General features: G+C 70.4%; 29 protein-coding genes, 1 tRNA gene and 2 pseudogenes. 17 read left to right on the forward strand and 15 right to left on the reverse strand.

Features of this window, described 5'->3' with window-relative positions; genetic code table 11:
- Positions 1-290: 290 nt before the first annotated feature.
- Positions 291-1,148, forward strand: a complete 858-nt coding sequence (locus tag ACPT94_RS06560; protein ID WP_360334630.1) for a helix-turn-helix domain-containing protein — start codon at positions 291-293, stop codon at positions 1,146-1,148.
- Positions 1,149-1,389: 241 nt separating this feature from the next.
- Complete coding sequence (locus ACPT94_RS06565; RefSeq protein ID WP_360334632.1) at positions 1,390-1,581, forward strand: DUF397 domain-containing protein; 192 nt, start codon at positions 1,390-1,392, stop codon at positions 1,579-1,581.
- A gap of 171 nt (positions 1,582-1,752) precedes the next feature.
- On the opposite strand, the gene ACPT94_RS06570 is transcribed toward ACPT94_RS06565, so the two are convergent.
- The 3 genes from ACPT94_RS06570 to ACPT94_RS06580 form a co-directional block, all read right to left on the reverse strand.
- Positions 1,753-2,640, reverse strand: coding sequence for a MerR family transcriptional regulator (locus ACPT94_RS06570; protein ID WP_425245329.1), 888 nt, complete (start codon positions 2,638-2,640; stop codon positions 1,753-1,755).
- 67 nt (positions 2,641-2,707) lie between these two features.
- Entirely contained in the window at positions 2,708-3,211 is a 504-nt protein-coding gene (locus ACPT94_RS06575) for a glutathione peroxidase (RefSeq protein WP_360334638.1), read from the reverse strand.
- A gap of 9 nt (positions 3,212-3,220) precedes the next feature.
- Entirely contained in the window at positions 3,221-4,237 is a 1,017-nt protein-coding gene (locus ACPT94_RS06580; RefSeq protein WP_360334640.1) for an ArsR/SmtB family transcription factor, read from the reverse strand.
- 79 nt (positions 4,238-4,316) lie between these two features.
- Between ACPT94_RS06580 and ACPT94_RS06585 the strand changes: the two genes are divergently transcribed.
- Entirely contained in the window at positions 4,317-5,537 is a 1,221-nt protein-coding gene (locus tag ACPT94_RS06585) for an MFS transporter (RefSeq protein WP_425245330.1), read from the forward strand.
- A gap of 94 nt (positions 5,538-5,631) precedes the next feature.
- Here ACPT94_RS06585 and ACPT94_RS06590 read toward each other — a convergent pair whose 3' ends face one another.
- A complete protein-coding gene (locus ACPT94_RS06590; RefSeq protein ID WP_360334736.1) occupies positions 5,632-6,162 on the reverse strand; it encodes a MarR family winged helix-turn-helix transcriptional regulator in 531 nt (176 codons plus the stop codon).
- 121 nt (positions 6,163-6,283) lie between these two features.
- Between ACPT94_RS06590 and ACPT94_RS06595 the strand changes: the two genes are divergently transcribed.
- The 3 genes from ACPT94_RS06595 (at position 6,284) to ACPT94_RS06605 (ending at position 8,475) form a co-directional block, all read left to right on the forward strand.
- Positions 6,284-6,751 (forward strand): hypothetical protein, encoded by a 468-nt coding sequence (locus tag ACPT94_RS06595; protein WP_360334645.1) that lies wholly within the window; start codon positions 6,284-6,286, stop codon positions 6,749-6,751.
- A gap of 313 nt (positions 6,752-7,064) precedes the next feature.
- On the forward strand, positions 7,065-7,766 hold the full coding sequence (locus ACPT94_RS06600; RefSeq protein WP_425245331.1) for a hypothetical protein: 702 nt from the start codon (positions 7,065-7,067) through the stop codon (positions 7,764-7,766).
- An 88-nt stretch (positions 7,767-7,854) separates the two neighbouring features.
- Positions 7,855-8,475: a hypothetical protein gene (locus ACPT94_RS06605; RefSeq protein WP_425245332.1), complete on the forward strand. Its 621-nt coding sequence runs from the start codon at positions 7,855-7,857 to the stop codon at positions 8,473-8,475.
- Between the two features lie 51 nt (positions 8,476-8,526).
- On the opposite strand, the gene ACPT94_RS06610 is transcribed toward ACPT94_RS06605, so the two are convergent.
- Positions 8,527-10,251, reverse strand: coding sequence for a dolichyl-phosphate-mannose--protein mannosyltransferase (locus ACPT94_RS06610; RefSeq protein WP_425245333.1), 1,725 nt, complete (start codon positions 10,249-10,251; stop codon positions 8,527-8,529).
- Positions 10,252-10,433: 182 nt separating this feature from the next.
- A complete protein-coding gene (locus ACPT94_RS06615) occupies positions 10,434-11,420 on the reverse strand; it encodes a helix-turn-helix transcriptional regulator (protein WP_360334657.1) in 987 nt (328 codons plus the stop codon).
- Between the two features lie 158 nt (positions 11,421-11,578).
- Here ACPT94_RS06615 and ACPT94_RS06620 point away from each other — a divergent pair, with 158 nt between their 5' ends.
- From ACPT94_RS06620 to ACPT94_RS06630, 3 genes are all read left to right on the forward strand, one after another.
- Positions 11,579-11,731 (forward strand): hypothetical protein, encoded by a 153-nt coding sequence (locus tag ACPT94_RS06620; RefSeq protein WP_360334660.1) that lies wholly within the window; start codon positions 11,579-11,581, stop codon positions 11,729-11,731.
- Positions 11,728-13,020 (forward strand): APC family permease, encoded by a 1,293-nt coding sequence (locus ACPT94_RS06625; protein ID WP_425245334.1) that lies wholly within the window; start codon positions 11,728-11,730, stop codon positions 13,018-13,020. Before ACPT94_RS06620 ends, ACPT94_RS06625 begins: the two co-directional genes overlap by 4 nt.
- A 94-nt stretch (positions 13,021-13,114) precedes the next feature.
- Positions 13,115-13,846, forward strand: coding sequence for a ferritin-like domain-containing protein (locus tag ACPT94_RS06630; protein ID WP_425245335.1), 732 nt, complete (start codon positions 13,115-13,117; stop codon positions 13,844-13,846).
- 346 nt (positions 13,847-14,192) lie between these two features.
- On the opposite strand, the gene ACPT94_RS06635 is transcribed toward ACPT94_RS06630, so the two are convergent.
- The 3 genes from ACPT94_RS06635 to ACPT94_RS06645 all read right to left on the reverse strand — a co-directional run bounded on the left by ACPT94_RS06635 (position 14,193) and on the right by ACPT94_RS06645 (position 16,485).
- Complete coding sequence (locus ACPT94_RS06635; RefSeq protein WP_425245336.1) at positions 14,193-14,780, reverse strand: hypothetical protein; 588 nt, start codon at positions 14,778-14,780, stop codon at positions 14,193-14,195.
- A 185-nt stretch (positions 14,781-14,965) separates the two neighbouring features.
- Positions 14,966-16,042 (reverse strand): endonuclease/exonuclease/phosphatase family protein, encoded by a 1,077-nt coding sequence (locus ACPT94_RS06640; protein WP_425245337.1) that lies wholly within the window; start codon positions 16,040-16,042, stop codon positions 14,966-14,968.
- A gap of 23 nt (positions 16,043-16,065) precedes the next feature.
- Positions 16,066-16,485 (reverse strand): M15 family metallopeptidase domain-containing protein, encoded by a 420-nt coding sequence (locus tag ACPT94_RS06645; protein WP_425245338.1) that lies wholly within the window; start codon positions 16,483-16,485, stop codon positions 16,066-16,068.
- Positions 16,486-16,613: 128 nt separating this feature from the next.
- Here ACPT94_RS06645 and ACPT94_RS06650 point away from each other — a divergent pair, with 128 nt between their 5' ends.
- Positions 16,614-17,309 carry a response regulator transcription factor gene (locus ACPT94_RS06650; protein WP_425245339.1) on the forward strand — a complete coding sequence of 232 codons (696 nt, stop codon included), beginning with the start codon at positions 16,614-16,616 and terminating at the stop codon, positions 17,307-17,309.
- Between the two features lie 10 nt (positions 17,310-17,319).
- Positions 17,320-18,471 carry a sensor histidine kinase gene (locus tag ACPT94_RS06655; protein ID WP_425245340.1) on the forward strand — a complete coding sequence of 384 codons (1,152 nt, stop codon included), beginning with the start codon at positions 17,320-17,322 and terminating at the stop codon, positions 18,469-18,471.
- Between the two features lie 334 nt (positions 18,472-18,805).
- On the opposite strand, the gene ACPT94_RS06660 is transcribed toward ACPT94_RS06655, so the two are convergent.
- Positions 18,806-19,195 carry a hypothetical protein gene (locus ACPT94_RS06660; protein ID WP_425245341.1) on the reverse strand — a complete coding sequence of 130 codons (390 nt, stop codon included), beginning with the start codon at positions 19,193-19,195 and terminating at the stop codon, positions 18,806-18,808.
- 18 nt (positions 19,196-19,213) lie between these two features.
- Positions 19,214-20,122, reverse strand: coding sequence for an MBL fold metallo-hydrolase (locus ACPT94_RS06665; RefSeq protein ID WP_425245342.1), 909 nt, complete (start codon positions 20,120-20,122; stop codon positions 19,214-19,216).
- On the opposite strand from ACPT94_RS06665, the pseudogene ACPT94_RS06670 reads away from it, so the two are divergent.
- Both ACPT94_RS06670 and ACPT94_RS06675 read left to right on the forward strand, forming a co-directional pair.
- Positions 20,070-20,406: pseudogene (locus ACPT94_RS06670) on the forward strand (transposase); the annotation flags it as partial. The gene ACPT94_RS06665 and the pseudogene ACPT94_RS06670 sit on opposite strands and share 53 nt — an antisense overlap.
- A gap of 191 nt (positions 20,407-20,597) precedes the next feature.
- The gene (locus ACPT94_RS06675) at positions 20,598-21,068 is read left to right on the forward strand and encodes a VOC family protein (RefSeq protein WP_425245343.1); all 471 of its coding nucleotides are present in this window, start codon (positions 20,598-20,600) and stop codon (positions 21,066-21,068) included.
- A gap of 287 nt (positions 21,069-21,355) precedes the next feature.
- Here the strand turns inward: ACPT94_RS06675 and ACPT94_RS06680 are convergent, their stop codons facing one another.
- The 3 genes and pseudogenes from ACPT94_RS06680 to ACPT94_RS06690 form a co-directional block, all read right to left on the reverse strand.
- Positions 21,356-21,604 carry a DUF7660 family protein gene (locus ACPT94_RS06680; protein ID WP_425245344.1) on the reverse strand — a complete coding sequence of 83 codons (249 nt, stop codon included), beginning with the start codon at positions 21,602-21,604 and terminating at the stop codon, positions 21,356-21,358.
- 51 nt (positions 21,605-21,655) lie between these two features.
- A pseudogene (locus ACPT94_RS06685) lies at positions 21,656-21,775 on the reverse strand (IS481 family transposase); the annotation flags it as partial.
- Positions 21,776-21,936: 161 nt separating this feature from the next.
- Complete coding sequence (locus tag ACPT94_RS06690; protein ID WP_425245345.1) at positions 21,937-22,758, reverse strand: NAD(P)H-binding protein; 822 nt, start codon at positions 22,756-22,758, stop codon at positions 21,937-21,939.
- 88 nt (positions 22,759-22,846) lie between these two features.
- Here ACPT94_RS06690 and ACPT94_RS06695 point away from each other — a divergent pair, with 88 nt between their 5' ends.
- From ACPT94_RS06695 to ACPT94_RS06705, 3 genes are all read left to right on the forward strand, one after another.
- Positions 22,847-23,269 (forward strand): winged helix-turn-helix transcriptional regulator, encoded by a 423-nt coding sequence (locus tag ACPT94_RS06695; protein ID WP_352392252.1) that lies wholly within the window; start codon positions 22,847-22,849, stop codon positions 23,267-23,269.
- Between the two features lie 262 nt (positions 23,270-23,531).
- Positions 23,532-23,786 (forward strand): hypothetical protein, encoded by a 255-nt coding sequence (locus ACPT94_RS06700; protein ID WP_425245346.1) that lies wholly within the window; start codon positions 23,532-23,534, stop codon positions 23,784-23,786.
- A 192-nt stretch (positions 23,787-23,978) separates the two neighbouring features.
- Positions 23,979-24,260 (forward strand): hypothetical protein, encoded by a 282-nt coding sequence (locus ACPT94_RS06705; protein ID WP_360334693.1) that lies wholly within the window; start codon positions 23,979-23,981, stop codon positions 24,258-24,260.
- A gap of 68 nt (positions 24,261-24,328) precedes the next feature.
- Here the strand turns inward: ACPT94_RS06705 and ACPT94_RS06710 are convergent.
- Positions 24,329-24,389 (reverse strand) — tRNA-Gln (locus ACPT94_RS06710).
- Positions 24,390-24,624: 235 nt separating this feature from the next.
- On the opposite strand from ACPT94_RS06710, the gene ACPT94_RS06715 reads away from it, so the two are divergent.
- On the forward strand, positions 24,625-25,431 hold the full coding sequence (locus ACPT94_RS06715) for a DUF1963 domain-containing protein (RefSeq protein WP_425245347.1): 807 nt from the start codon (positions 24,625-24,627) through the stop codon (positions 25,429-25,431).
- Positions 25,432-25,507 lie beyond the last annotated feature (76 nt).

The following is a 25,507-nucleotide window of genomic DNA, read 5'->3' on the forward strand; positions in this document are numbered from 1 at the left end:
CCGCGGGGGGTGGTGCGCCCTACCGCCCCCGGGTACACCCGGTGTCACCGCCCCGCGCGGACGCATGTCGGGAGCCGGCCGGAGCGGTACCGGCCCTGGCCCGGAGAGCGGACCGGGGTTTCGGTGTATTACCAGGGCAGGGGCAAAAGCGGGTGCGGAAACGCCTAAGTGGCGTGTACCGGCCGCATATCCACCGTTTTCCAGCGGTAGTAAGCACCTTGGTGGCAGTCTGCTCAACAGCAGATACGCAAAGTGTCAATTACAGGCATGCAGCCGGAGGTGCACGTCCCGTGGCGTCCAATGTCAATCCCACCGTCCGGCGGCGCCGGCTGGGCCAGGAGTTGCGCAAGCTCCGCGAGGACAAGGGCATGACGGCCGAACAGGTCGCCGACCGCCTGCTCGTGTCCCAGTCGAAGATCAGCCGCCTGGAGAACGGCCGGCGCAGCATCAGCCAGCGCGACGTCCGCGATCTGTGCGGGGTCTACGAGGTCGAGGACCAGCGGATCGTCGAGTCGCTGATGCAGATGGCCAAGGACTCCCGGCAGCAGGGCTGGTGGCACGCCTTCGGGGACGTCCCCTACAGCGTCTACATCGGCCTGGAGACGGACGCGGCGAGCCTGCGCGTGTACGACCCGCAGGTCGTGCCCGGCCTGTTGCAGACCCGCCAGTACGCCGAGACGCTGATCTCGGGCGCGTTGCCGGAGACCGCGGCCACCGAGATCGAGAAGCGTGTGCAGGTGCGCATGCGCCGGCAGGAACGAATCAGCGCCGAGGAGAATCCCCTGCGCCTGTGGACGGTGATGGACGAGGCCGCCCTGCGCCGCGTCGTCGGCAACAAGTCCCTGATGCGCGACCAGCTGGAGCACCTCGTCGAGCAGTCCCAACTGCCCCACGTCACCGTGCAGGTGATCCCCTTCGAGATGGGCGCGCACCCGGGCCTGAACGGCCAGTACGCGATCCTCGAGTTCCCCGACGCGTCCGACTCCAGCGTCGTCTACATCGAGGGCGTCACCAGTGACCTCTACCTGGAGAAGCCGAACGACGTCCAGAAGTACAGCGTGATGTACGAGCACCTGCGGGCGCAGGCCCTGAACGTGGACCAGTCCCGTCAGTTCATCGCGGACATCGCCAAGGAATACGCCCGTTAGGCGCTCTGACGGGCTGTCCGGCGGAGAAAGCGCTATACCTTACACCGTCACCCGGCCCAGATGGAAGAGTCACCTGGAATATGCCATCCGGTCGAGTGAATAGTCGCTTCGTAAGCCGATGTTGGCGAGTAGCGTCGATCACGCCATCGAGCAACACCGTTGGCGGAAACCGTGCCGTGGGCTCGCAGTCGTGCCCTGTGTACGGCGACACCACTCATCACACAGGCAATACGGAGCAAACATGGCAATCCGTCTGGGCAGCACGGACACGTGGACCAAGTCCTCCTACTCCACCGGCAACGGCGCGTGCGTCGAGGTCAAGTCGCCGGTCGTGGCGGCCATGGCCGTACGGGACTCCAAGGTCGAGGACGGGCCCGTGCTGGACTTCCCCGCCGACGCGTGGAACCTCTTCGTCGCCTCGGTCAAGGCGTAGGGCGGGGATCTTCCTCGATCCCCGCCCCATGCCTGGGCTGACAACTTCACAAGCACCAGCGAAGGGCCCTCTCGACGAGCTCGCCGTCCTTGCCGAGGGGGCTCGGCTTGTTCCCCGGCGCCACAGGGTCTCGCGGCGCCACGAGGTCACCGCACCGCGCGGCCCGCGGCGCTACGAGGCCGCCCGCACCGGGAAGGCCACGTCGCACACCGGGTCCTGCGGGCCCGCAGCCTCCCAGTCGGCGAAGTAGATCTCCCGGCACGGGCCGTCGTACTCCAGGCCCTCCCGCTTCATCCACGCCTCCACCGCCTCGAACGCGGCCAGGATCTGGGGATGGGCGACCTGTGCCTTGGCGATCCGCGTGTAAGCGAGCCGCCTGGCCGGTTCCACCCGGACCGAGACGTCCCGGCCGCGCCCCCGGCCCTCCACCCACGCCCGCGCGGCCGCCTCGTCGGCGACCGGCACGCACGACTCGGCGGGGCCGTCGCTCTCCATGGACACCTCGGAGTAGTACACGACGAACGGCGCCCCGGTGACGCCTCCGCAGGCCGCCGCGCCCTCCTCCAGCCGGCCCAGGGACGCGCCGATCCAGGCGGGCAGTTCGTCCGCCAGCGTGTGCCGCTTCTCGGTGATCACCACCTGCGCGGGTACGTCCACCGTCTCGACCTCGAACGTTCCGTACAACTCGGAGCTCCTCCCCGACAGTCGTCCACGGAGGAACTCGGCGAGTGTGCGCTGGGCCGCGAGCCGCGCCTCCACGTCCGCCCAGTAGGCGGCGAGCCGGCCGGCGGCCTCGGCGCCGTCCGCCGCGCCGACCACCTCGGCGACCAGCGCGAGCGGCATGTCGAGCTGGCGCAGCATGGCCACGAGCCGTGCCCGTTCCACCTGCCCGGCGCGGTAGTAGCGGTAACCGCTGGCCTCGTCGACGTGCGCCGGGGCCAGCAGCCCCAGCCGGTCGTACAGCCGCAGCGCCTTGGCCGACAGGCGGGCCCGCGCCGCGAACGCGCCGATGGTGAGCAGTTCGTCGTCCCGTACGTGCACGCCGTCATCCTCCGTCACCGGGCGGCCTTCTCCGCCCGGCGACGAGGACGCTCCGCCCTGCCCCAGGGGCAAGGTCAAGCGACGGTCAGCCCAGCCGGGCCTCGATGGCGGCGACGACCTCCGCGGACTCCGGCTCGGTCTGCGGCGAGAACCGCGCGACGACGCTCCCGTCCCGCCCGACGAGGAACTTCTCGAAGTTCCACCGGATGTCGCCGGCGTGGCCCTCGGCGTCCGCGAAGCCGACGAGCCGCTCGTACAGCGGGTGCCGCCCCTCCCCGTTCACCTCGACCTTCTCGGTCAGCGGGAAGGTCACGCCGTACGTCGCCGAGCAGAACTCGGCGATCTCCTCGGCGGTTCCCGGCTCCTGGCCGAGGAACTGGTTGCAGGGCACCCCGAGCACGGTGAACCCCTGCGAGCCGTAGCGCTCCTGGAGCCGCTCCAGGCCCGTGTACTGCGGGGTCAGACCGCACTTGGAGGCCACGTTCACGATCAGGACGGTCTGGCCCACGTACTGCGAGAGGTCCGCGGAACCGCCCTTGAGGGCACCGATCTCGACATGGAGGGGGGAGGAACCGGCATCTGTAGTCATGCCCGGATGCTAGCTCCGCCCGATGACGCCACGGCTTGCGGGGGCTTCCTCCGTTTCCGGGTCCTGCGGGGCCCGCACCAGCACCTCACCCGCCCCCGTCCGTGAGTACAGCACCGACCGCCCGGCCCGCCGCCGCTCCACCAGTCCCGCGTCCAGCAGCACCCGCAGGTGGCGCCCCACCGACCCGAGGCCCTGCCCGGTCAGCGCCACCAGCTGCGTCGTACTGAGCGGGCCCGCGCCGAGCAGCACCAGGACCGCCGCCCGGGCGGGGCCCAGCAGGGCGTTCAGGGCGGCCGGTACGGCCCGGTCCCGATGCTCCCCGGCGAGGGCCCCCGTACAGGGGAAGACGACGGCGTACCGCTCCCGCCCCTCCCACGACAGCCAGCCCGTCCTCGGCGTCACCGGCACGAACAGCAACTCCGCCCCGGAGAGCTCCCGAGGCGGATACTCGTGCGGATTGACCTGAAACCGACTCTCGCCCAGCCACCGGGTCCCCGGCCGCAACGAGTTCAGGACCGCCGCCCAGCCGCCCCGGCTCACCTGCGCGGTCCGCGCGACGACATCCGCCTCCAGGACCCGCCGCCGCCGCTCCCAGTACGGCCGTACGGCGGCCTCCCACACGTACTCCAGCAGCGCCGCCGCCCGCTCGGGCAGGTCGTCGCGGTCCAGGGCGGCGGGCAACTCCCCGGCGAGGGAGATCCGCAGGTGCGCGCGGGCGTCGGCGGCAGGAGCCGCCCGGACCCGGGCGACGCCGTCCGCGAAGCTCTCCCCGTCCCGGGGCGTGGGCGTGAGGAAGTCCGCGATCCAGTTCCGGCCGAGCCCGGCCCGCACGAGCAGCGCGGTCACCGGGTCGCCGGCGACCCGCTCCCGGTACCCGGGCAGATGCGCCCGCAGCCACGCCTCCTCCCCGGGATGCGCGCCCACCCCCGCGTGGAGCAGTTTCAGACTCGCGAAGGCCTCGGCGAACGGCGAGATCACGAACCGGCTCCCCGCCAGCGTGTCGGCGTTCACCTGCCACCAGCCCACACCGGTCACCCCCCTCGTGACGTTTCGCGCTCCCGCGAAACATTAACGACCGCCTCCGGAGCCGCCCGAGACTCCCCGCATGACCGGCTACCGACAGCTCTTCCGCACCCGGCAGTTCACCCCTCTCCTGCTCTCCTCCGCCGCCCACACCGCCGCCCAGACCACCGCGGGCCTCGCCCTCGGCACCCTGGTCTACCGCGCGACGGACTCCCCGCTCCTGTCGGCGGTCAGCATGTTCGGCCCGTCCCTCGCCCAGGTGCTCGGCGCGACCTTCCTCCTCTCGGGCGCCGACCGGCTCCCCCCGCGAACGGCCCTCGCCGGCCTCTCCTTCGCCTTCGCCGCCGCCACGGCCGTCCTCGCCGTCCCCGGCCTCCCGGTCGCCGCCGTCCTCATGGTCGTCCTCGCCCAGGGCCTGGTCGCGGCGCTCGGCGGCGGCGTCCGCTGGGGCCTGCTGAACGAGATCCTGCCCAAGGACGGCTACCTCCCCGGCCGTTCGGTCTTCAACATGATGAGCGGTCTGATGCAGATCACCGGCTACGCCGCCGGAGGCGCCCTCGTCACCGCCCTCTCCCCGCACCGCGTCCTCCTCCTGGCCGCCCTCCTCCACGTCACGGCCGGCGCCCTCGCCCGCCTGTGCCTGACCGCGCGCCCGCCCCGCGCCACCGGCCGCCCCTCGGTCGCGGCGACCTGGCGCACCAACGCCCTGCTGTGGTCCTCCCGCCCCCGCCGCCTGATCTACCTGGGCCTGTGGCTCCCCAACGGGCTGATCGTCGGCTGCGAGGCCCTCTTCGTGCCGTACGACCCCGCCGCCGCAGGCGCCCTGTTCGCGTGCGCGGCGCTGGGCATGCTGGCCGGTGACCTCATGGTCGGCCGGCTGCTCCCGCCCGCCGTACGCACCCGCGCGGCCACCCCGCTCCTGCTGCTCCTGGCCGTCCCGTACGTCCTCTTCGCCCTGCGCCCGGCCCCGCCGCTCGCCGCGCTCTGCGCCGCCGTGGCCTCCGTCGGCTTCGGTGCCGGCCTGATCCAGCAGGAGCGTCTGATGGCCCTCACACCGCCCCGACTCAGCGGCCACGCCCTGGGGCTGCACTCCGCCGGGATGCTCACCCTGCAGGGCGTGAGCGCGGCCCTCGCGGGCACGGTGGCCCAACTCACCTCTCCCGCCACGGCGATGACGGCGATGGCACTGACGTCGATCGCGGTGACGCTGACGCTCGCGTGGGCGCACGGGAGGGATGGGACGTCCCCGGTGGCGGCGACCGGCCCGGACGAGGCGGGGCGAATTCCCCTCGCGGGTGCCTGAGGAGCGAGCAGGATCGCATGCGGGCGGCGCGCGGGGCCTGAACCGGGGAGCGCCTGACCGGGCTGTAGGGGGTGATCTCGGCGTTGGCCGGGTTCTAGGGGGTGGCCTCGGGGTCGGCTGAGTTCTGCGGGGTGATCTCGGGGTCCGCCGGGCTCTGCGGGGTGGCCTCGGGGTCGGCCGGGCTCTGCGGGGTGATCTCGGGGGCCGTGAAGATGTCGGGCACCTTGTTGTCGAGGACGACGCGGGAGAGGAGGGCGGCCAGCCGGTCGCGCTCGCTCCCGCTGAGTCCCGCCGGCAGTGCGTCGATCCGCCGGCAGGTCGCCTCGTGGAACTCGTGGGCCAGCCGGGCCCCCTCGTCGGTGAGCGCGACCCGCACCGCCCGCCCGTCCCGCGGATCGGCCTCGCGCCGCACCAGCCCCCGCTGCACCGTCCGGTCCACCAGCCCCGTCAGGGACGACTTGGCGAGCCCCAGCACCTCCCCGAGCTCACTCATCCCGTACGGCTGCGGCCTCAACGCGCACAGTAACTGCCCCTGCTGAGGGGTGATGCCGTAGGCCCGGCTCGACTCCGCGTACACGCCGTTCACCAAGAACGCCGCCCGCACCAACGCGGTCACGACCCCCAGCTGCTCCCCTGCGGCTTTCCCCATGCGGGCAGCGTAGCGGCGGGGGAGCGGGCCGCAGTCGCGAGTCGGCCGTACGTCCGCTGTGGCCCCGTGGGGCGAACAGGCCTGGTGTACTCGGCGGATGACGTACCTGATCCTGCTGATTCTCCCGGCCGGGCTGATCGCGGCCTTCGCCTTCACCGGCCATGCCCTGGGCAGCCTCGGCCGCGTCGGGCTGCGCCGGGCCGGCCGCACGGTGTGGCTCCGCAGCGTCGCCGCCCTCCTGGCCGCCTTCGCGGCCGTTCTGTACACATGGGGGCTGCTCAACGTCCTCTACGCGGTCATGGAGGCGAGGGAGAACAGCCCCGAGGCGTCACCGGCGCCGCCCTGCCTGTTCCCGGGCCAGGAGGAGCGGGCGGCGAGCGTCGTCGGCTACACCGTGGACTACGTGCCGCTCCGCTTCGTCTGCGAGACGGAGAACGGCGGCGGGTACGCCACGCCGGCCGTTCCCGGCTACGTCAACCCGGCCGTGCTCTCCTTCGCCCTGACCGCCGGCGCGGTGTGCGCCGGGGCGGCCGCGCTCGACGGACGGCGCCCCCGCGGCCGCTGAGTGGAGGTTATGGGCCTCTTTGTGCGGAAAGCTGTACGTCGCTTCCACCGCGCGGTCACCTGAACGCGAGGAACGAGCGGAACTCCGAGGCACGGTTGGGAGGTTGGGGCGCGGGGGTGTCAGGGCGCCGAACTGCGGTGACGGACCGGACAGTCCGGCACAGGTGTGTCCCAACCGCCCTTGGCAATCGACCTGTTGCCGCCGGTGGCCCGTTTACTCCTGCGAAGACCGGCCCCTATGGTTCCTCACCGACAGGACGGGACCCCTGCGGCGCACACCTCGGGGGGACCGCCGACAGGCAACGGGGAGGATCATGAACACCGTACGGAAACGTGCCGGGATGGCCGTGACCGCCTTGGCGACCGCAATGGGTACGGCGCTGGTGATGCCGGCGTCGGCGCAGGCCGCCCCCGCCGGACCGGACGACAGGGGGCCCGTGGAGTTCTCCGTCGTCGACACCGGAACCGGCATCCCACGCGACCGTCCCTTCCAGCTGAAGGACCTCACCGGCTACGGCATCCCGCGGCAGACCACGGAGAAACTCGCCGCGGGCGACGAGGCGGCGGCCGAGGAGACGCCCGCCGCGGCCGACGCCCCTCCGGCCGACCGCTTCGACGTCGTGGCCGAATGGAAGGACAGGGACGGCTGGGACGCGGCCATGCGCAAGGGCTGGTGGAACGGCGGCGGAGGCGGCTTCGGCCTGACCAAGATCGACCAGAAGCACAACCTCAGCCTCGACGCCGTCAAGGCGACCACCATGTACCCGCGGCCCGGCCCGACGGGCAAGGAGCAGATCGGTCCGTCCACGTACAACTACCGCACCGAGGTCCTGCACGTGGAGTGCAGCGGCTGGTGGATCTTCCGCACCTGCCGGGTCACCGAGGTCAAGACGGTGCTCGCGGGCATCGACTACCGCAAACTGGGAGACGGCAAGGCCTTCGGGGCCGTGACCGCCTTCTGTGAGGGCGTGCCCGGCCGCTGCCCCGACTGGGTCCGCAACGCCATCAACATCTGACCGGACGGGCCACGCGCGCGTACAGTCACCCGATGGGCCGGCCGGCTTTCCGCAGGCCGGCCCACCGGCGACCTCAGGGAGATCCGCCATGAGCACTCGGCCGACCCGACCGGCGCGGCGGTGGCCCGCGGCCGAATGGTGGGCGCCCCTGGTCACCGACCTCGCGGCGATCCAGCGGGGGAGCGCGTCCCTCGGCTTCGTCGTACGCCGGATCTCGCTCGCGGAGACGAGCCCGTCCGTGCAGGTGGACTGGCCGGACGGGACCGGCACCGTCCTGCGCCCCGACCCGGAGGCCGGCGTCCCCGCCCTCCTGGACGCACTCGGCGTGGCCGGACCCACGGCACCCCCTCCCCACGACCACGACGCCCTGTACTGGGCCCCCGGCCCCGACGCGTCACCCCTGCTGCGGTACGCCTGGCTCCTGGACCAGCTCGGCACCGCCAGCGACGCCTGGTACGCCTACGCGCCCACCCCCGTCGACTTCCTGGAGATCCGCACGGACGCGACGGAGACGGCCGACATCACCGTCGGCCGCCCCGACCACTCCGACGCGGTACGGGTACGCGTTTCCCTGACCACCCGCACGGAAGCCACGGGCATCGGGTACGCCGTCGTCGAACGCGCCCTCGAGACGGAGAGCACAAGCCCCCTCGCCCAGGAGCCGGTCGCGGGCCTGCCGACCCGGCAGGTGCGTCTGCGGGAGACCTGACCGGCCCGTGCCGCCAGGGGTGCTGTGCACATGACGGTCTGTCGGTCGGCCTCAGATCCAGGTGTCGAGCCACATCCTGGCGCGCCAGTCGGCGTACGGGATCGTCTGCCCGGTGTAGAGCGGGAAGAAGTAGATGAAGTTCCAGGCGATGAGCAGGACGAGCGCACCCACCGCCACCGCACCCCCGACACGGCGTTTCTCGGGCGCCCCCGGCGGCCCCAGCAGCGCGCCCAGCGTCATCGCCACGGCCAGGCACAGGTACGGCACGAAGACGACCGCGTAGAAGGAGAAGATCGTGCGGTCCTGGTACAGGAACCAGGGCAGATAACCGGCGCCCACCCCGCACAGGACGGCGCCGGCGCGCCAGTCGCGGCGCAGCGCCCAGCGGTAGAGCAGATACACCAGTGCGCAGCACGCCGACCACCACAGCAGCGGCGTGCCCAGGGCGAGGACCGTCTGGGAGCAGTCGGCCGCCGTGCGGCAGCCGTCCTGCCCGGGTTTCGGCGACTGGTAGTGGAACAGCACGGGGCGGCCGAGGACCAGCCAACTCCACGGATTCGACTCGTACTTGTGGGGAGTGTGCAGTCCCACGTTGAACTGGTAGACCCCGTACTCGTAGTGCCACAGGCTGCGGAGCGGAGCCGGAATCCACGACCAGGTGCCGCCGCGGCCGTCCGCCCAGTGGCGTCCGTAGCCGTCGTCGGACAGGAACCAGCCGGTCCACGACGCCAGATAGGTCACCACGGCAACAGGGGCGAGGGACAGCACCGACCAGCCGAGGTCCTTGCGCAGCACCGCCCGGTACGGACGGCGCGCCCCGGCCACACGGCGGGAGCCGACGTCCCACAGCACGGTGAGGACCATGAAGAAGACGAGGACGTACAGGCCGCTCCATTTGGTCGAAGCCGCCAGTCCCAGGAAGACGCCGGCGGCGAGCCGCCACGGACGCACTCCCGTCCCGGCACGGTCCCCGGTGTGCCCGTCCGGGCGGGCACGGCCGTCCTCGCCGACCGGTAACGCCGCCGCGAGCCGGGCCCGCGCACTGTCCCGGTCGATCAGCAGACATCCGAACGCCGCCAGGACGAAGAACATGACGACGAGGTCCAGCAGAGCCGAGCGGCTCATCACCACGTGCAGACCGTCCACCGCCATCAGCGCCCCGGCCAGGCACCCCAGCGCCGTCGACCGGAACAGGCGGCGTCCTGTCCGGCACAGCATCAGCACCGACAGCGTGCCCAGGGCCGCCGTCATGAAGCGCCAGCCGAACGGGTCCAGCCCGAACATCCACTCGCCGAGGGCGATCACCCACTTGCCCGTCGGCGGGTGCGCGACGAAGGAGCCGGTGTCGGAGAGCGGGATCACCTGAGGGTCCGCCAGGATCTGCGGGTTGGCGATCTTGGGGTCCGGCCAGGTGCCCTCGTAGCCGAGCCGCAGCAGGGACCAGGCGTCCTTGGCGTAGTAGGTCTCGTCGAAGATGACGGCTCGCGGCCGGCCGAGGTGCCAGAAGCGGATCGCGCCCGCCAGGACGGCAACGAGCACCGGCCCCAGCCAGCCCATCGCCTTCGCGACGCGGTACGCCGTGACCGGGCCGAGGCCCATGAGCACCCACACGCGGGTACCCGGCTCCGGGAAGGACGGAACCAGGCGTTCGCGGACGTCGGTCCCGGGGCTCCCGGCGTATCCGAACAGGCGCAGACGGTCCCGCCGGCCGCCGGATGCCGTCGCCGGACGGGTGCCGTCGAGGACAGGGGAACGCGTCACGCTGCTACTCGTCACCGGACGACCCTAAACGGTGACCTGCGGGGGAGACGGACGGTCCCCCAAGCCCGCCGACAGCGAACTCGGCCGCCGACACGGCTGGTCCGTTACAGCTGGGCTCATGCGGCTGGGCCGATACGGCTGGTCCCGTGCGGCTGGGCCGATACGGCAGTCCCCATACGACTCCGCCGACACGTCCGTCATACGGCGGTGGGGCGCTGGTAAGTGTCGGCCAGCGCGGCGACCGTCTCCGCCATCAGCGCCCGCAGTTCGGTGGGCGCCATCACCTCGGCCTCCGCACCGAGCCGCAGCAGCATGCCGGCGGCGTGGCCGACGGACTCGATCGGGATGACGACCTCGACCCGGCCGTCAGAGCCGGGTGGCCCGGCGCTGTTCCGGGCGGCGCGCGCGACCGCCGGTTCGACGAGGTCCGGCAGTTGTTCCAGGATCCGCGGCGACAGCCGTACCACTGCTTCGCCCTGGTGGCGGCGGGCGTCGAACTCTTCCAGAGAGGACCGCCAGTGTGAGGCCAGGTCGAAATCGTGGGGCCGGTCGAAGCGGTCCTCCAGCACCCGGATCCGGAGGATCTGAGAGACGCGGTAGGTGCGGACGGGGTCCGGCCGGCCCGCCACCAGGTACCAGCGGCCGGACTTGAGCACCAACCCGTAGGGCTCCAGCGTCCGCGTCACCTCCTGGGGAGCCTTCCACCGCCGGTAGCGGATCCGGATGCGGCGCTGCCGCCACACCGCGTCGGTCACGGCCGCCAGGTGCGGGGTGGGATCCGTTTCGGCGTACCAGGCGGAGGTGTCCAGGTGGAATCGCTGCCGTATCGCGGTGGTCCGGTCGCGCAGCTCCTCGGGGAGCGCGGCCGTCAGCTTCAGCTGTGCGGTGGCCAGCACGGAGCCCAGACCGAGATCCGCGGCCGGGCCGGGCAGTCCGGCCAGGAAGAGCGCCTCCGCCTCGTCGTGGGTCAGCCCCGTCAGCCGGGTCCGGTATCCGTCGACCAGCCGGTAACCGCCGTCGTGGCCGGGATCGCCGTAGAGGGGGACGCCGGCCGCGGCGAGCGACTCCATGTCCCGGTACACGGTACGGACGGACACCTCCAGCTCGTCGGCCAACTGCTGGGCGGTCATCCGGCCGCGGGTCTGCAGCAGCAACAGGGCGGACAGCAGCCGACTCGCACGCATGACGGAAGTCTGCCGCAAGCCACTGACAAAGGTTGTCAGGGAAGCCGGGCTAACTTTCCGGCCGGGCCAACGCCCAGCGCAAGCGCACGAGCCACGGGCCACGGCGGATCGCACGGGCCACGGCATCTCGCACGAGACACGGAAAAGGACACACCCGTATGAGGACCTCCTCCGCCGGCGAGCGGTACGGCGACGACACCCGCGAAGGCACGCCGCTACGGTGCCGCTTCCCCGGGCCGGAGATCTCGTCGGCCTCGGCGATCTCGTCGGCCTCGGCCTTCCGCCGCCGTACCGGACAGGTGCCCGCGTGACCGAGGCGCCGGCCGTACACGATGTCTCGGCTCAGTCGGTGGGGCGGCTGACGGTCTGGCAGGGGGCCGCGCTCTATGTGGGCGCGGTCCTCGGCACCGGTGTGATCGCCCTCCCCGCGCTGGCCGCCCGGGCCGCCGGGCCGGCGTCGCTGCTGGCCTGGCTGGGGCTGGTCCTGTTGTCGGTGCCGCTGGCGGTCACGTTCTCGGCGCTGGGCGCCCGGTACCCGGACGGTGGCGGTGTCTCCACCTACGTCCGGCACGCCTTCGGCGCACGGGCGGCGGCGGTGGTCGGCTGGTGCTTCTACTTCGCCGTACCGGCGGGAAGTCCGGCGGCGGGGATGTTCGCCGGCGCGTATGCCGCGACCGCGTTCGGCGGCGGCCGACGCACCGTGGCCCTCACGGCGGCGGCGCTGCTGATCCTCGTCGCGGTGGCCAACTGGTTCGGCCTGACGGTCTCCGGCCGACTGCAACTCGTGCTCGCCGTACTCCTTGTCACGCTGTTGCTGGCCGCTGTGATCGCCGCGCTGCCCCACGCCCACCTGAGGAACCTGCATCCGTTCGCTCCGCACGGCTGGACCGCGATCGGCTCGGCCGCGGCACTGCTGGTGTGGAGCTTCGCGGGCTGGGAAGCCATCACCCACCTGGCCGCCGACTTCCGCCACCCCGCGCGGGACCTGCCCCGAGCCGCCGCCCTGGCGGTCGCCGTCGTCGGCCTGCTCTACCTCGCCGTCGCCGTCGCCGGCGTGCTCGTACTCGGCCCGGCCGCGGGCACCGCCGACGCCCCACTGGCCGAACTGCTCGCCCTCGGCATCGGCGGAACGGTCCAGGTGCTGGCCGCGGCCGCCGCACTGCTGCTCACCCTCGGCACGATGAACGCCTACTTCGCCGGCGCGGCGAGACTGGGCGCCGCGCTCGGCCGGGACGGTGCCCTGCCCGCCTGGCTCGCCCGGGGCAGCGACGCCGGCGAGGTGCCACGACGCAGCCTGGCCGTCGTGACAGGGCTGTCGGGCCTCGCCCTCGCCGCCACCACGGCCGCCGACGTCGGCCCACAGCCGCTGGTGCTGCTCACCACCGGCTCGTTCGTGACCGTGTACGCCCTGGGCACCGCCGCCGCCCTACGCCTCCTGCCACGTGGCGGCCTCCCCCACCGCTGCGCACTCCTCGCACTCGTCGCGGTCACCCTGCTCCTCGTCATGACGGGCTGGTACCTGCTCTGGCCGCTTGTCGTCACGGCGAGCGCACTGGGCTATCTGCGATGGCGGCGTACGGCAGGTGCTCCTGCGTCCTGACCCGGTGGGCGGCGTTGCCGTGGAACGGTTCGGTGTCCGCCCGCGTCGTCCCACTCCGGGGCACGATGGCCGTGTCGCGGAGAGGGGAGACCGGGTGCGTACGGACGGCTTCGCCAAGTGGACAAGGCGGTTCGAGGACGAGCGTGAGCGCAGGCGCGCCCAGGGTGATCCGGACTGGGGGCGGGGCGCGACCCTGCATCCGGCGGTGTGGGCCGGCATCCAGCGCTTCCAGGTCGGCGAGGACGGTGACGGCGCCAACCTCGTCGGCAAGGCGGACCAGGCCGGCGACGCCGACTACGCGCAGGCGGTCCGCCTCTTCGTCGCCGAGGAACAGAACCACGCCCGTCTGCTGGCCCGGCTGCTGGCCGCGGGGGGCATACCGACGTTGCCCGGCCACTGGAGCGACAGTGTCTTCGTACGGCTGCGGCGGTTGATGGGCCTGCGCATGGAACTGCTGGTGCTGATGATCGCGGAAGTGGTGGCGCTGCGTTACTACCGGGCCCTGCGCGACGGCACCGACGACTCGCTCACTTCGGAGGTGGCGGGGCGGATCCTGTCCGACGAGCAGCGCCACGTCCCGTTCCACTGCGAGCGGCTGCACGCCTCCCTGTCGGAGCTGCCCCGCGCCGTGCGCCGCCCGGTGATGGCCCTGTGGCGACTTCTTCTGCTCGTGGTGTCCCTCGTCGTCGCCGCCGACCACGGCCCGGCCCTGCGCCGACTCGGCGTCGGGCGCCTGCGGTTCGTGGCCGATGTCATGACCTCGTCCCACGCGGTGGTCACCGCGGTGCTGACGCCCCGCCCGGACGCATGGACGAGCACGGGCTGACAACGGAACAGCGACGGGCCGAGTCGGTTCGACGTGTGTGGGTCCCCCGCTGACCTGTCGCTCGGCCGGCCGGCCGGCCGAGCCGGCGGGCGCGGCACACCGGGTCGTCCGACGGTGCGCGGCCCGCGGCCCGCGTCGCGCGCCTGCTGCGGCGGCTGTGAAACTCGCTGTCCGGTTGTCGGAGAACGGTGATGGACAGCCGGAGCGGAAAGGACTCTGGGGTTCCGCCCTGGTGGGTGCCGGGCTGTCGTATCTGGCCACGCACCGGGCGCAGGCCAAGGCGCTGTCCGTAGGGCGCGACGGGGGGAGGCGCGCAGCGTTCGACGGCGCGCACGCTTTGCCGGCCTCACCACCCGCAGTCGATGTCGGCTATACCCCCGCCGGTGATCGGATCGGTGCTCGTACCGCTGATCCGCAGAAGACCGCCGTCCCGCCCCCAGTCCAACTCGTACATGCCTGCGCCGACGGGACGGTAACCGTCGTCGACCGTCCAGGATCCCGACTCCCCCAGGGCCAGGCCGGTGTGCCCCACCGCGTACGCCTCACCATTGCCGATCACGAGAAAGGACGTCTCCCGCACCACGGCCGTGCAGCCCCCCGGCCCCGAGGGGCGCAGCACGTGGTACTCCGCGCCCGAGACCAGGTCGTCCACCGCTCCCCATCCGGTGCCGAGCACCGCCATGCCGATCAGCAGACCGGCCCCCAGCCGCCACGTGGCTCGCTTCCGCGGAAGCCTCGAAGCATCCGCGCGGCGGCCCACCCGATCGAGGGCCCACCGGAGAACGAGCGCCATGACAAGGAGAGTCGCGCTCACCCCCCAGCCGGGGACCACCCGCCCCTGCACGACCAGCAGGAGGCTGCTCCAGCTCGCCACGGCGGCGAGTGCCAGACCCCCGATGCCTGCTGCCGCGGAGACGGCGGGCGACAACCTCACGATGTGCTGCGTACGTGCTTCGGTCACGGCGGGTACGACTCTCCGAACGCGCCGACAGTTGCGCTGATGGCGCTGAGAGACCGAAGCACGGCGAGAGCCTCGGGTCCACGGCGGCGACACCCGCGCGGGCTGTGGGCCGCCGTTCCGGCGGATCCGGGGACGGACTCGGCGGTTCCACGCGGTGTTCACCAGCTGATTCGGGCCGCCACCGGCAGGTGGTCGCTGCCGGTGGCCGGCAGCACCCACGAACTCGTCGGCTCCACGCCGCGGAGCAGGATCTGGTCGATCCGTGCCACGGGGAACTTCGCCGGATAGCTGAAGCCGAAGCCGTCCCCGGCCTCGTCCTGGGCCGAGTGCAGCTGAGAGGTGAGGTCGTCGAACGCGCGGTCGTCCATGGTGCCGTTCAGGTCGCCGAGCAGCACCACGCGCTCGTTCGGCTCGGCGGCGACGGCCTCGGCGAGCGCCTTCGCGTTGCGGTCCCGGCTGTCTGTCCAAAAGCCGGTCCCGGGGAGCACGCGGACGGACCCCAGGTGGGCCACGTACACCGCCAGCGAGCCCTGTTCCGTGGCCACTGTGGTGCGCAGCGCCCGGTTGTAGGTCATCTTGACGGCGTCCGGCTTGGTGTCCCCCAGCGGCCCGGCATCCTGCTTGATGTCGACCGGCCCGCTGTCCGACAGCGGCACCTTGCTCCACAGCCCGACCGTGCCCTGCACCGTGTGGTACGGATACGTCTTCGCCAGACCCTGCTCGTACAGCGGCTTCGCCTGCGGGGTGATCTCCTCCAGGGCCAGCACGTCCGCACCGGAGGCGGCCAGATCGCGGGCGGTGCCGGTCGGGTCGGGGTTGTCGGCGCCGACGTTGTGGCTGGCCACGACGAGGTCACCGCCCGGGCGGGACTTGTCCCTGAGCAGCCCGCCGAAGAGGCTCAGCCACACTGTGACCGGCAGCAGCAGCGCGACCACCGCGGAGGCGGAGCGGCGCCGGAGCGCTCCGGCCAGCAGCACCGGGACGAACAGGCCGAACCACGGCAGGAAGGTCTCCACCAGGCTGCCGAGGCCCCCGTAGTCGGTGATCTTCCTGTGCAGCAGCATGAGCAGGCCGAGCAGCAGCGCCAGCGCCGCGAGCACCGGGCCGCGCTTCCAGGGCCCCGGCCGGGAGCCGACGCGGATCGTCCGGCGGATGCGAGCGCGCCAGGTTCCCGAGCCGGTGTCCCGGAGTCCGGCGCTGCCCCGTCCTGTCTCCGCCGTGTCCAGCTGCGTCATCGTCTGTCCTCGCTCACTGCCGGTCACTGCTGCGTCCTCGGGTCCTGGGTGGGGTCGGCACACACGCGCGGACAACCGTCGTCGACTGCTTCGGGACGCGGTTCGTCAGGCCGGGGGACGTTCCGGTTGATCTGGCACAGCCCGTCCCCGGCACCCTGTTCGGACAGCCACGCCGTCGCATCGGAGCGCCCGATGCCGACCGCGTCCCCCGACACACGAGGAGACGTCGCCGCGACGGCCACCCATGGGGCGGCCTCGTCCTCTGACCCGTACGGGGAAACCGCCTCGCGAAGAAGCCGGTCTTGGTACGCAGGCGCACGCCGGCCGCTGTCGACGGAGAACTCGGCACGGTCGCCCGCGGCATCCGTCGCAGCCTGGCGGCGGGCCTTGAGCGTGATCGCGGCTGTGACGACTGTCAGGTCGACGGCAAGAAGCCGGCGCATCCCGCGGCTCGTTGTCCGTGCCGATGCTGGGGTTCGCGTCATGCTGCCAGTCAAGGCAGCGCGGTGTTGCCGGCACGTACGCGGTTTTCGATACGCCGACGACAGGCGCCGACTCGTAGCCTCGGAGCATGCGTGTGCTGATTGTCGAGGACGAACCCTATCTGGCAGAAGCCATCCGCGACGGCCTGCGCCTGGAAGCGATCGCGGCCGACCTCGCAGGTGACGGCGACACCGCTCTGGAACTGCTGAGCATCAACGCCTACGACATCGCCGTCCTCGACCGCGACGTCCCCGGGCCGTCCGGTGACGAGATCGCCAGGCACATCGTCGCCTCCGGCAGCGGCATGCCGATCCTCATGCTCACCGCGGCCGACCGTCTCGACGACAAAGCCTCCGGGTTCGGCCTCGGCGCCGACGACTACCTCACGAAACCCTTCGAGCTCCAAGAACTCGCGCTCAGGCTCAGAGCGCTCGACCGCAGACGCGCCCACAACAGGCCTCCCGTGCGCGAGATCGCGGGACTGCGGCTCGACCCGTTCCGCAGAGAGGTCTACCGGCACGGCCGCTACGTCGCGCTGACCAGGAAGCAGTTCGCCGTGCTCGAAGTCCTCGTCGCGGCCGAGGGCGGTGTCGTCAGCGCCGAAGAACTCCTGGAACGCGCGTGGGACGAGAACGCCGACCCGTTCACCAACGCCGTGCGCATCACCGTCTCGGCACTGCGCAAGCGTCTGGGCGAACCCTGGATCATCACCACCGTGCCAGGCGTCGGCTATCGCATCGACACGCAACCGGAGACCGGACCCGAGGGAGGAGACCGTGGATAGAGCGCCCGGGATGAGCGTTCGCCTCAAACTCACCCTCAGCTATGCCGGATTCCTCATGCTTGCCGGTGCCCTACTGCTCGCGGCGGTGTGGCTGTTTCTCCTGCGCTATGTCCCCGACCGCGCGACGCTCATAAGCCACGACGACAACGCCACGAACGGTGTTTTCCCCGTCCGGTCCGCTCTCCTGGACGTTTTCGCTCCGAGGGCAGCCGCGGTCCTGGCGTTCCTGCTGGTTTTCGGTCTCCTGGGGGGATGGATCCTCGCCGGCCGCATGCTCGCCCCCCTGGCCCGCATCACGGACGCCACACGCACCGCCGCGAACGGATCGCTCTCCCACCGAGTCCGGCTACCGGGCCGCAAGGACGAGTTCCGCGAACTCGCCGACGCCTTCGACACGATGCTCGTACGGCTCGAAGCACACGTCGCCGAGCAGCAGAGATTCGCAGCCAACGCCTCTCACGAGTTGCGCACGCCGCTGGCGGTCTCGAAGGCACTTCTCGACGTGGCCCGCACCGATCCGAACCGCGACACCGGCGAACTCATCGACCGCCTCCATGCCGTCAACACCCGAGCGATCGACCTCACCGAGGCACTGCTCCTGGTCAGCCGCGCTGAGCAGCGGTCCTTCACCCGAGAACGCGTCGACCTGTCCCTCATGGCGGAAGAAGCCACCGAAACACTCCTTTCCCTCGCGGAAAAGCATGGCGTCACCATCGAGACCTGCGGCGAGATCACCCCCACGATCGGATCGCAAGCTCTCCTGCTGCAGCTGACCACGAACCTCGTGCACAACGCGATCGTCCACAACCTGCCTGAACAGGGCACCGTATGGGTCAGAACCAGCGTCCGCGCCAAGTCTGCGGTGCTCACTGTCGAAAACACCGGCGAAAAGCTCACCCCGGAGCTGGCCTCGACACTCACCGAACCATTCCAGCGCGGCACGGAACGCGTGCACACCGACCACGCAGGCGTCGGCCTCGGCCTGGCCATCGTCAAGACCATCGCCCACGCACACGACGGAACGCTCACCCTCACCCCGCGCGCCGCCGGCGGCATCCGCATCACTGTGGAACTGCCCGCCGAGTCCGCCGCGGAGGCCGTCGCCGACGGGTGCGCCGACCGGACAGAGGCGCTGGCGCACGCCCCCTTCCGGCGTCGTTGACGTCAGCTGCGGAGGTCAGAAGCCTTCTGATCCGTAGCTCTGGAGCGATCGGTCATCAGAGGTCATACGGACTGCCGAAAGGGCCCGATGGCCACTGCCCGCCACTGACGGTTGCTGGGGTTGCTGTACCCCGTTGCTGTACAGCAACGGCTACCGGGGCGAGCGTGGTGCGCGATACACCGGGTTCGGCGTGTGCTCTGGCACCCGGCCGGACGTGCCGGTGCGGTGTGGCTTCCTCGCACCGCCAGACGTACGTACAGGCTCTCCGCAAGCCAGGCCCACCGGCGGCTTCGATTGGGCCCTGGGCATGCCGATTCGCGGTCGGTTCAGGGTTTCAGTCCACGGTGAAGAAGTAATCGTAGGGTGCCAGTTGGATGCCGGAGCGGGTCGTCGCGTAGACCGTGAGGTCGTACCAGCCGTCCGAGGCCGGGGTCCAGTCGATGCTCGCGGTGTGGTCGGCGTCCGCGGGGACCGTGACCTCCGGGTCACCGTTGTTGAAGGTGTACGTGTAGCTCACGACATCCTTCACCTTCGGCGTGAACGTGAAGGTGCCCGGGACACCGGCGCCGCCGCCCGAGCCGTTCTCGGGGTAGACGTCAGAAGCGACGGTGGGAGTGGTCTCGTAGTCGCTGCTCCACCAACCCGCGTTGCTGACCCAGCCATTCGCGCTCTTGCTGGTCACCTGGAGGTTCTCGCCGTAGATGCCGTCCAGTGCGAGCTCCACAGTCGCCGTGAAACCGCTTCATTGGGTGCTGTGCACCGTATGACCACCTTCAGGGGCGAGGTTGGTGACGAGCCCGGGAAGGGCGACGTATATGGGGTGCCGGAAGCCTTCCGCGGCTGTTTCCTGTGCGGCTCTCGCATCTGTCCCTGGCCACAGGTGGGTGAGCATGAGGTGGGCAACGCCTGCCTCGTCGGCGTACTGACCGGCCATGCGTGCGGTCAGCAGATACGGTGCGTCGGCGGTCGGTACCTCGTGGATGTACGTGGCTTCTGACAACAGCAGGTCAGCACTTTGAGCGAGGCGCGGGATGTCGGGGCTTGGACCCGTGTCGCCGGTGTAGGCGAGCACGGCTTCCGGTGTGGTCAGTCGGATGCCGGCGTTGGGCACGAAGTGCGGAAGGAGCCAGGTGTCGGTTCTGAACGGGCCGATGTCGAACCGGTCCCCCGGCTGGAACTCGCGAAGGCGGTACGCCCCGGCGAGCATGGTCGGTTTGTCGAGCGCGAGAACGGCGTCGGCGGCGCCGCGGGGCGCGTAGACAGGCAGTGCCGGCGGTGGCGTGTCACTCAGGCCCCGGGCACGCAGGAGAGGGTTGAGGTCAGCGCAGTGGTCGGGGTGCCCGTGGCTGATCAGCACGGCGTCAACGGCGTCGACGGTGATGTGGTCGAGCAGGCGTGGCAGCGTGGCGTACCCGGGGTCGATGAGCAGGCGGAAGCCCGCGTATTCGACGAGGTAGCCGCTGCATGCCTGGATTGCGGTGGGCCACGCTCCACAGCCGCCGAGAACGGTCAGTCGCATGCCAAAGGACAGTAGCTGCCGTGCCGTTGTCGTGAGCAGGCATTTTCCGAGCACGGGAGCGGACGTGATCGAGAGGTAGGTGCCGGAGGCTTTGGGGGGAGCTGTTTCACCTGTGGTGCCGCCTGCTCCCATGCGGCCGCAGGGTGGGGCCGGCGCCGGACGGGGACCGCGAAAACCTCGCGGCGATCATCTTCATGGCCACGACGGGCTGTACCTGGCGGCAGCTGCCGCCCGTCTTCGGCCCGTCGGGGCCGACCGCGCACCCACCCCTTCACCGAGTGGTCCGCCGCCCGGTTCTGGGCGAGCCGCACCATCTCGTCCTCGACGAACTGGGTTCGCGTGGCGAGTTGGCCTGGTCGCGCCGCGCGATCGACTCGGTGAACAAGCGGGCCTCGAGAAGCAGTGATCACGGCCCCGCCGCCTACACCGCGGCTACGAACGCAAGGCCGAACGCTTCCTGGCCTTCACGGCCGTCGTCTGCAGCCTCATCCGCCACCGCAGACTCGCCACATGAGACGACGTCTCAACCGAGATCCACCGATGAGTTCCGCCGACTGGGCCGGTCTACCAGGACGTACGCCATCGAGCCACCGACTGGAGACCCACCATGACCCATCCCGCACACCCCGGCCGCACGCTGTTCGTGAACATCCCCGTGGCAGACCTCGAGCGCAGCAAGGCGTTCTTCGCCAAGCTCGGATTCAGCTTCAACCCGATGTTCACCGACGAGACCGCCGCCTGCATGCTGGTCGGCGAGCACGCCTTCGTCATGCTGCTCACCCGTGAGAAGTTCGCGGAGTTCTCGAAACTGCCGATGGCCGATCCCACCACGCACACGCTGGCGCTGTACTGCTTCAGCGTGTCATCCCGCGACGAGGTCGATACGGTCAGCGCCGCTGCGCTCGCGGCGGGCGGCTCCGAGGCGGACGGCGCCGAGGACTACGGCTTCATGTACTCACGCAGCTTCTTCGACCTCGACGGCCACGGCTGGCAGGTCATGTGGATGGACCCGGCGGCGGCGGAACAGGGCCCCGAGGCGTTCGCGCCCTCCACGCAGGACGCCGGCGCCCCGTCCTGACCCACCACACCGCGTTCCGCAGGTGCGCCATCATGCATGCCGTGCCTGCGATCGCGGTCGGCGCAGCGGCTTTTGGGCTTTCGATCGCAGGGCCACCGTGGGGCCCTGCTCCTCCAGCTGAGGCGCCGTTCATGCCCGCTCAAGTACGCCTGAGCGCATCGTCGTCGATGTCAGCCGTGGATGTCAGGCGACACTGCCTGGTTCGGTTGGGGACGGCGGTAGGCAGCGGGGTCGGTTCCGGGTACCGGGGTCCGGGCCAAGGTCACGTAGCACGTGCGAGGCTCGGCCTACTCGTACATGGTTGCGGCGTCCAAGGCTCGTGCGAGGAAGCGCCAGTCACCATTGGTGGGCAGCTCGCCGTCGGCGTTGCTGTACCACCCGTCCGCGTCGTCGATCCATGCGGCCAGGGCCTCCAGAAACCTGGAGAGCTCTGGGTTCTCCCACGAGTGGCCCTCGTCGGCATGGCGGTGATGCAGGGAACGGACGAAGGACGCCAGGTCCTCTCTGCTGCTGACGTGGTCGGGCGAAGTGGCCATGCGCCGCACCTACTCGGCACGCTGACAGCGGTGGCAGAACAAGCCCACGTTCGACGCACACGCCCGGGAGATGCCCATCTCAGCGGCGGCATGCGCGATCGACCGGTTCTCACAGCGTTCCACGAGGCGGCGGCCGCCCTCGACGGAAGGGGGCGCGTTGCGGTGATGCATGAAACGGTCCTTCTCATCAGGGACACGCAGCGGCGGTCAGGAGGTGCCGGATGTCGATCGGTTCCGCGGGATGAGCAGCCTGGTGACACGAAGTGAGTCCTCCCGTCGCGATCGCCGGGAGGACTCACTTCGTCGCTGAGCAGGTGTCGCTGTTGCAGCCGCTAAACGCTCGCATCCGGCCTGGCAGCGGACGCGGCCGCAACGGCCGTAGCCAGTGGATCGTGGGCTGCGCGGCCAAGGAGGTCGGTGAGGTGGGGTGCGGTACCGTCCAGGAAGCCGTGCCGGATGCCCGTGGCGATCGAGGCGAGCATCGGCGGCTGGAACGGCAGCAGCCCCGGCATCTCCTCAAGGAGCCTGCGCCGGTACTCACCCAGACTGATGGCGCGATACACGACGCCGAGTCGGTCGGCCACCTGCCCCGCCGTGATCGGCGTGCCGACGAGGTCATAGACGCGCCCGCCATGAGGTGCGGGATCCGACGCCACCACCGCCGCGACCTCGGCCAGGTCTTCTCGCGAGACCGCGGCCAAGGCGCCATCCCCGAACGCGGACTCCACACCGTTACTGGCCCACATCAGCAGACCGCCGAAGAGTTCGGCATACAGGCCGTTGCGCAGGATCGTCCACGGCAACCCGCTCGCCCGCACCAGGCGCTCGGTCGCACGGTGAGCCAGAGCGAAACCGAGATGATCGCCGGCAGTGGTCAGGCTCGTGTAGACGACGTGGCCGATACCGTCACGGACGGCGGCGTCCAGGACCGCCGTATGCCGGGCGACGACCTGGTCGTCCTCGGCATAGCCAGCCGAGATGAGCACCAGAGTCGACACGCCGGCGAGGTCAAGGCTCACGTGGTCGTCGAAGTCGAGACGCCGCATCCCCTCGCCCGGCGTGCGGCTGCCGCCCATCGCAACGGCACCACGGGCTTGCAACGCCGCAAGAGTGGCCGAGCCAAGGGCCCCGTTCGCTCCGGTCACCAAAATCATGATCAATCGCAGTCTTCCGCAGTGGTTCTCATCAGTAACTACGCTTGATCCTCGACCGCACACTCTCCGGCCACAAGAAGGCAGTTTGATGTCACTCACGCACACCGCGGTAACCACTACTCCCGCCGAACTCGACCCGTGCGGACGTGAAGACCACCCCGACTGCGGCATCCGCGATGTCCTGGATCGCATCGGGGACAAGTGGTCGGTGCTCGTGATCGTCGAACTCGCCGGTGGGCCGCGCCGCTTCCGTGAACTTCAGCGCGCCATCGACGGCATCTCCCAGCGCATGCTCACCCTCACCGTGCGCAGGCTCGAACGTGACGGCCTCGTGCTACGCACCGTGTACCCGACCGTCCCGGCCCAGGTCGACTACCGCCTGACCGAGACCGGGGCCGGCCTGACCCACTTGGTCAAGGCACTCGCCGACTGGTCCCTCGCACATCGTGCCGTCATCGCCGAAGCGCGGCATGCGTACGACCAGACCCATCCCGACCACGACATCCGCTGACACGAGCAGCTGTCGCCGTATCCCGCATCCCTGGATCTCGGCGTTTGGAAGACCAGTGCGCTGCCCCCTGCCGGCCACGTACGGCCCCGTCCAGAGCCTCCGGGGTTTCCGGCCCGCTGTGTGTTCCCCGTGAGACCCCGCGGCGCACCCGTCAGACGGACACGCAGCGGGCACGGCCGAGGGCTTCAGTGGTCGGCTGCTCAACTCAGTTGACCGGAGGAGCCGCGGTTGCTCTACTGCGATGCCGAACCGGGGAGGACCTGTGGCAGAACTGCCGGAGAGTGTGGATCGCGACATTCTGGAGGGGCGCACCATCCTCGCAGTGAAGACGATTCGTGAGGCACAGGGATGCTCGCTCCGCGAAGCGGTTGATCTTTACCATCAGCGCTACGGAGAGCTTCACCCTGAGCCGGAACCAGCCGAGGAAGCTCCCCGGCCCCGGGTGCTGCGGTTCGAGCGGGACGGCTCTTTGGCTGTGTTTGAGGGACTGCAAGACGGTCAGAAGCCGAAGAGGTGACGGGCCGGGTGGCGGGCCGGGTCTCTGACCTGCGGCCGTGTCATCGATCAACACTGTGACCTGCGACTTAGCCGTCGACGGTTGTCAGCGTCGGTCGCTGTTGAGCGCCCTTTGGACGGCCCCGAGACAGCCCGGAGGGCGCTTGGTGCCGAAAGAGCCCCGCGGTTGCTTCTGACCCGACATCCTTGGCCCATGACTCGCCGTAACGCCACCCAGGATTTCCTGGCGCACAACCAGGCCATGATGCATACGTATTGCTACCAGTTGGCCGCGACGTGGTTCGAGCTGCATCCGGAGGCCACGGCGAGTGATTTGGTGGCGTTCCTGAGGGAGCAGGCGCATGAGGCGCAGACGGTCGCTGCTGAGGTCTATGTGGCCAAGGAAGGCATGACCATGGACGAGGCCATGGAGTTTCAGGTGCGCCACTACGACTACCGAGACATGATGCGTCGAGAGCTGTCCGCGAACGACTGAGGTCGGCGTAGCGACTGCGGCCGGGAGCTGCTTGGGCGCCCCTCCTGAGCCGGCCCTTAAGTCTGTGCCCCCGGCAGGATTCGAACCTGCGACACCCGCTTCAGAAGTTCGATCCGAGCCCGCTCCGGCTGCGTCCGTCGACTGGTGCGACGGCCGGGCAGAGACGTTGGTGTTCCCCCCCGTCCAGCGTCGTTGATGTCAGCCGTGGATGTCAGAAGCCTTCTGAAATGCGGTTGCGGTACTTCGCTGCTGTACCGCAACCGGCGGAGCACAGAGCGACGAGCTCTGCAGGTGGGGTTGTCGGTGGCACGTACTAACGTGCCCGCAGCGTTCCGTCGATGTTTGTACGCCTTGAGGAGCCACGATGCCCGGAGACACACCCGAGCTGCTCGCGAAGGACTTGCACACCCTGATACCGGAGTATGCATGCCTTGCCCGGGAAACCACCCTCCTCAACCCGGAGCCCGGCGACCCTGGCGTGCGGGAGAGCTCGCTGGGAGGCGAGTTGCTGTGGCCCGCGGACGAGCCGTGGCCGTACTGCGCGGAGGAAGACCACTGGACGTTCGGGTCCGACTGGCGCAACCGCACCGAGATTGTCCCGGGCGCGGTGCCGATGGTGCCGATCCTCCAGCTGTTCGCTCGGGATGTGCCGGGGTTGGAGTTCCCGCAGGGGAAGGATCTGCTACAGCTGGTGTGGTGCGCGCTGATACATGAGCAGGATCCCGGGCCGGTGATGCCGCGGCTGTACTGGCGCAACGAGGCGGAGGTCGTGGCTGGAGGGCTTTTGTCCGAGATCCCCGGGGTGAGTGAGGGGGAGTACGACGAGGACAACATGCCGGAACCGTCCACGTTGTCTCCGATGACCGCGGAGGACTTTCCGAGGTGGCTGGATCTGCCCAAGGACATGTGGGAGACCTGGGAACCTCGTCTCCGGTTGCCGACGGGCGGCTCCACGTGGCCACCCGATTCCAACGTCATCGGGACGAAGGTCGGCGGCTGGCCCGCCTGGACGCAGCCTGCCGACTGGCCGAACTGCGAGTGCGGACACCGCATGGAGCACCTTCTGACCATCACCGGCGACATACAGTTGGGCGACTGCGGTGGCGTCTACTTCTTCCACTGCCGCCAGTGCCCCGGCCTCCCGTGGGATTGGCGCTTCGACTGCCACTGACAGCTGAGGTCGGTGGAGTCTCAATGACCGATTCAATCCGCCGACGATCTTGAAAACCGTCGAGGCAGCCATGTCT

It is taken from the genome of Streptomyces aurantiaciflavus (assembly GCF_049808595.1).
Lineage (GTDB): Bacteria > Actinomycetota > Actinomycetes > Streptomycetales > Streptomycetaceae > Streptomyces.

Coding starts and splice junctions, on each gene's coding strand:
- ACPT94_RS06695 (WP_352392252.1), top strand. CDS start 22,847: ATGTCACTCACGCACACCGCGGTAACCACTACTCCCGCCGAACTCGAC.
- ACPT94_RS06605 (WP_425245332.1), top strand. CDS start 7,855: ATGAGCACTCGGCCGACCCGACCGGCGCGGCGGTGGCCCGCGGCCGAA.
- ACPT94_RS06565 (WP_360334632.1), top strand. CDS start 1,390: ATGGCAATCCGTCTGGGCAGCACGGACACGTGGACCAAGTCCTCCTAC.
- ACPT94_RS06640 (WP_425245337.1), bottom strand. CDS start 16,042: ATGACGCAGCTGGACACGGCGGAGACAGGACGGGGCAGCGCCGGACTC.
- ACPT94_RS06595 (WP_360334645.1), top strand. CDS start 6,284: ATGACGTACCTGATCCTGCTGATTCTCCCGGCCGGGCTGATCGCGGCC.
- ACPT94_RS06705 (WP_360334693.1), top strand. CDS start 23,979: ATGACTCGCCGTAACGCCACCCAGGATTTCCTGGCGCACAACCAGGCC.
- ACPT94_RS06690 (WP_425245345.1), bottom strand. CDS start 22,758: ATGATTTTGGTGACCGGAGCGAACGGGGCCCTTGGCTCGGCCACTCTT.
- ACPT94_RS06650 (WP_425245339.1), top strand. CDS start 16,614: ATGCGTGTGCTGATTGTCGAGGACGAACCCTATCTGGCAGAAGCCATC.
- ACPT94_RS06615 (WP_360334657.1), bottom strand. CDS start 11,420: ATGCGTGCGAGTCGGCTGCTGTCCGCCCTGTTGCTGCTGCAGACCCGC.
- ACPT94_RS06655 (WP_425245340.1), top strand. CDS start 17,320: ATGAGCGTTCGCCTCAAACTCACCCTCAGCTATGCCGGATTCCTCATG.
- ACPT94_RS06620 (WP_360334660.1), top strand. CDS start 11,579: ATGAGGACCTCCTCCGCCGGCGAGCGGTACGGCGACGACACCCGCGAA.
- ACPT94_RS06645 (WP_425245338.1), bottom strand. CDS start 16,485: ATGCGCCGGCTTCTTGCCGTCGACCTGACAGTCGTCACAGCCGCGATC.
- ACPT94_RS06600 (WP_425245331.1), top strand. CDS start 7,065: ATGAACACCGTACGGAAACGTGCCGGGATGGCCGTGACCGCCTTGGCG.
- ACPT94_RS06675 (WP_425245343.1), top strand. CDS start 20,598: ATGACCCATCCCGCACACCCCGGCCGCACGCTGTTCGTGAACATCCCC.
- ACPT94_RS06575 (WP_360334638.1), bottom strand. CDS start 3,211: ATGACTACAGATGCCGGTTCCTCCCCCCTCCATGTCGAGATCGGTGCC.
- ACPT94_RS06665 (WP_425245342.1), bottom strand. CDS start 20,122: ATGGGAGCAGGCGGCACCACAGGTGAAACAGCTCCCCCCAAAGCCTCC.
- ACPT94_RS06680 (WP_425245344.1), bottom strand. CDS start 21,604: ATGGCCACTTCGCCCGACCACGTCAGCAGCAGAGAGGACCTGGCGTCC.
- ACPT94_RS06585 (WP_425245330.1), top strand. CDS start 4,317: ATGACCGGCTACCGACAGCTCTTCCGCACCCGGCAGTTCACCCCTCTC.
- ACPT94_RS06715 (WP_425245347.1), top strand. CDS start 24,625: ATGCCCGGAGACACACCCGAGCTGCTCGCGAAGGACTTGCACACCCTG.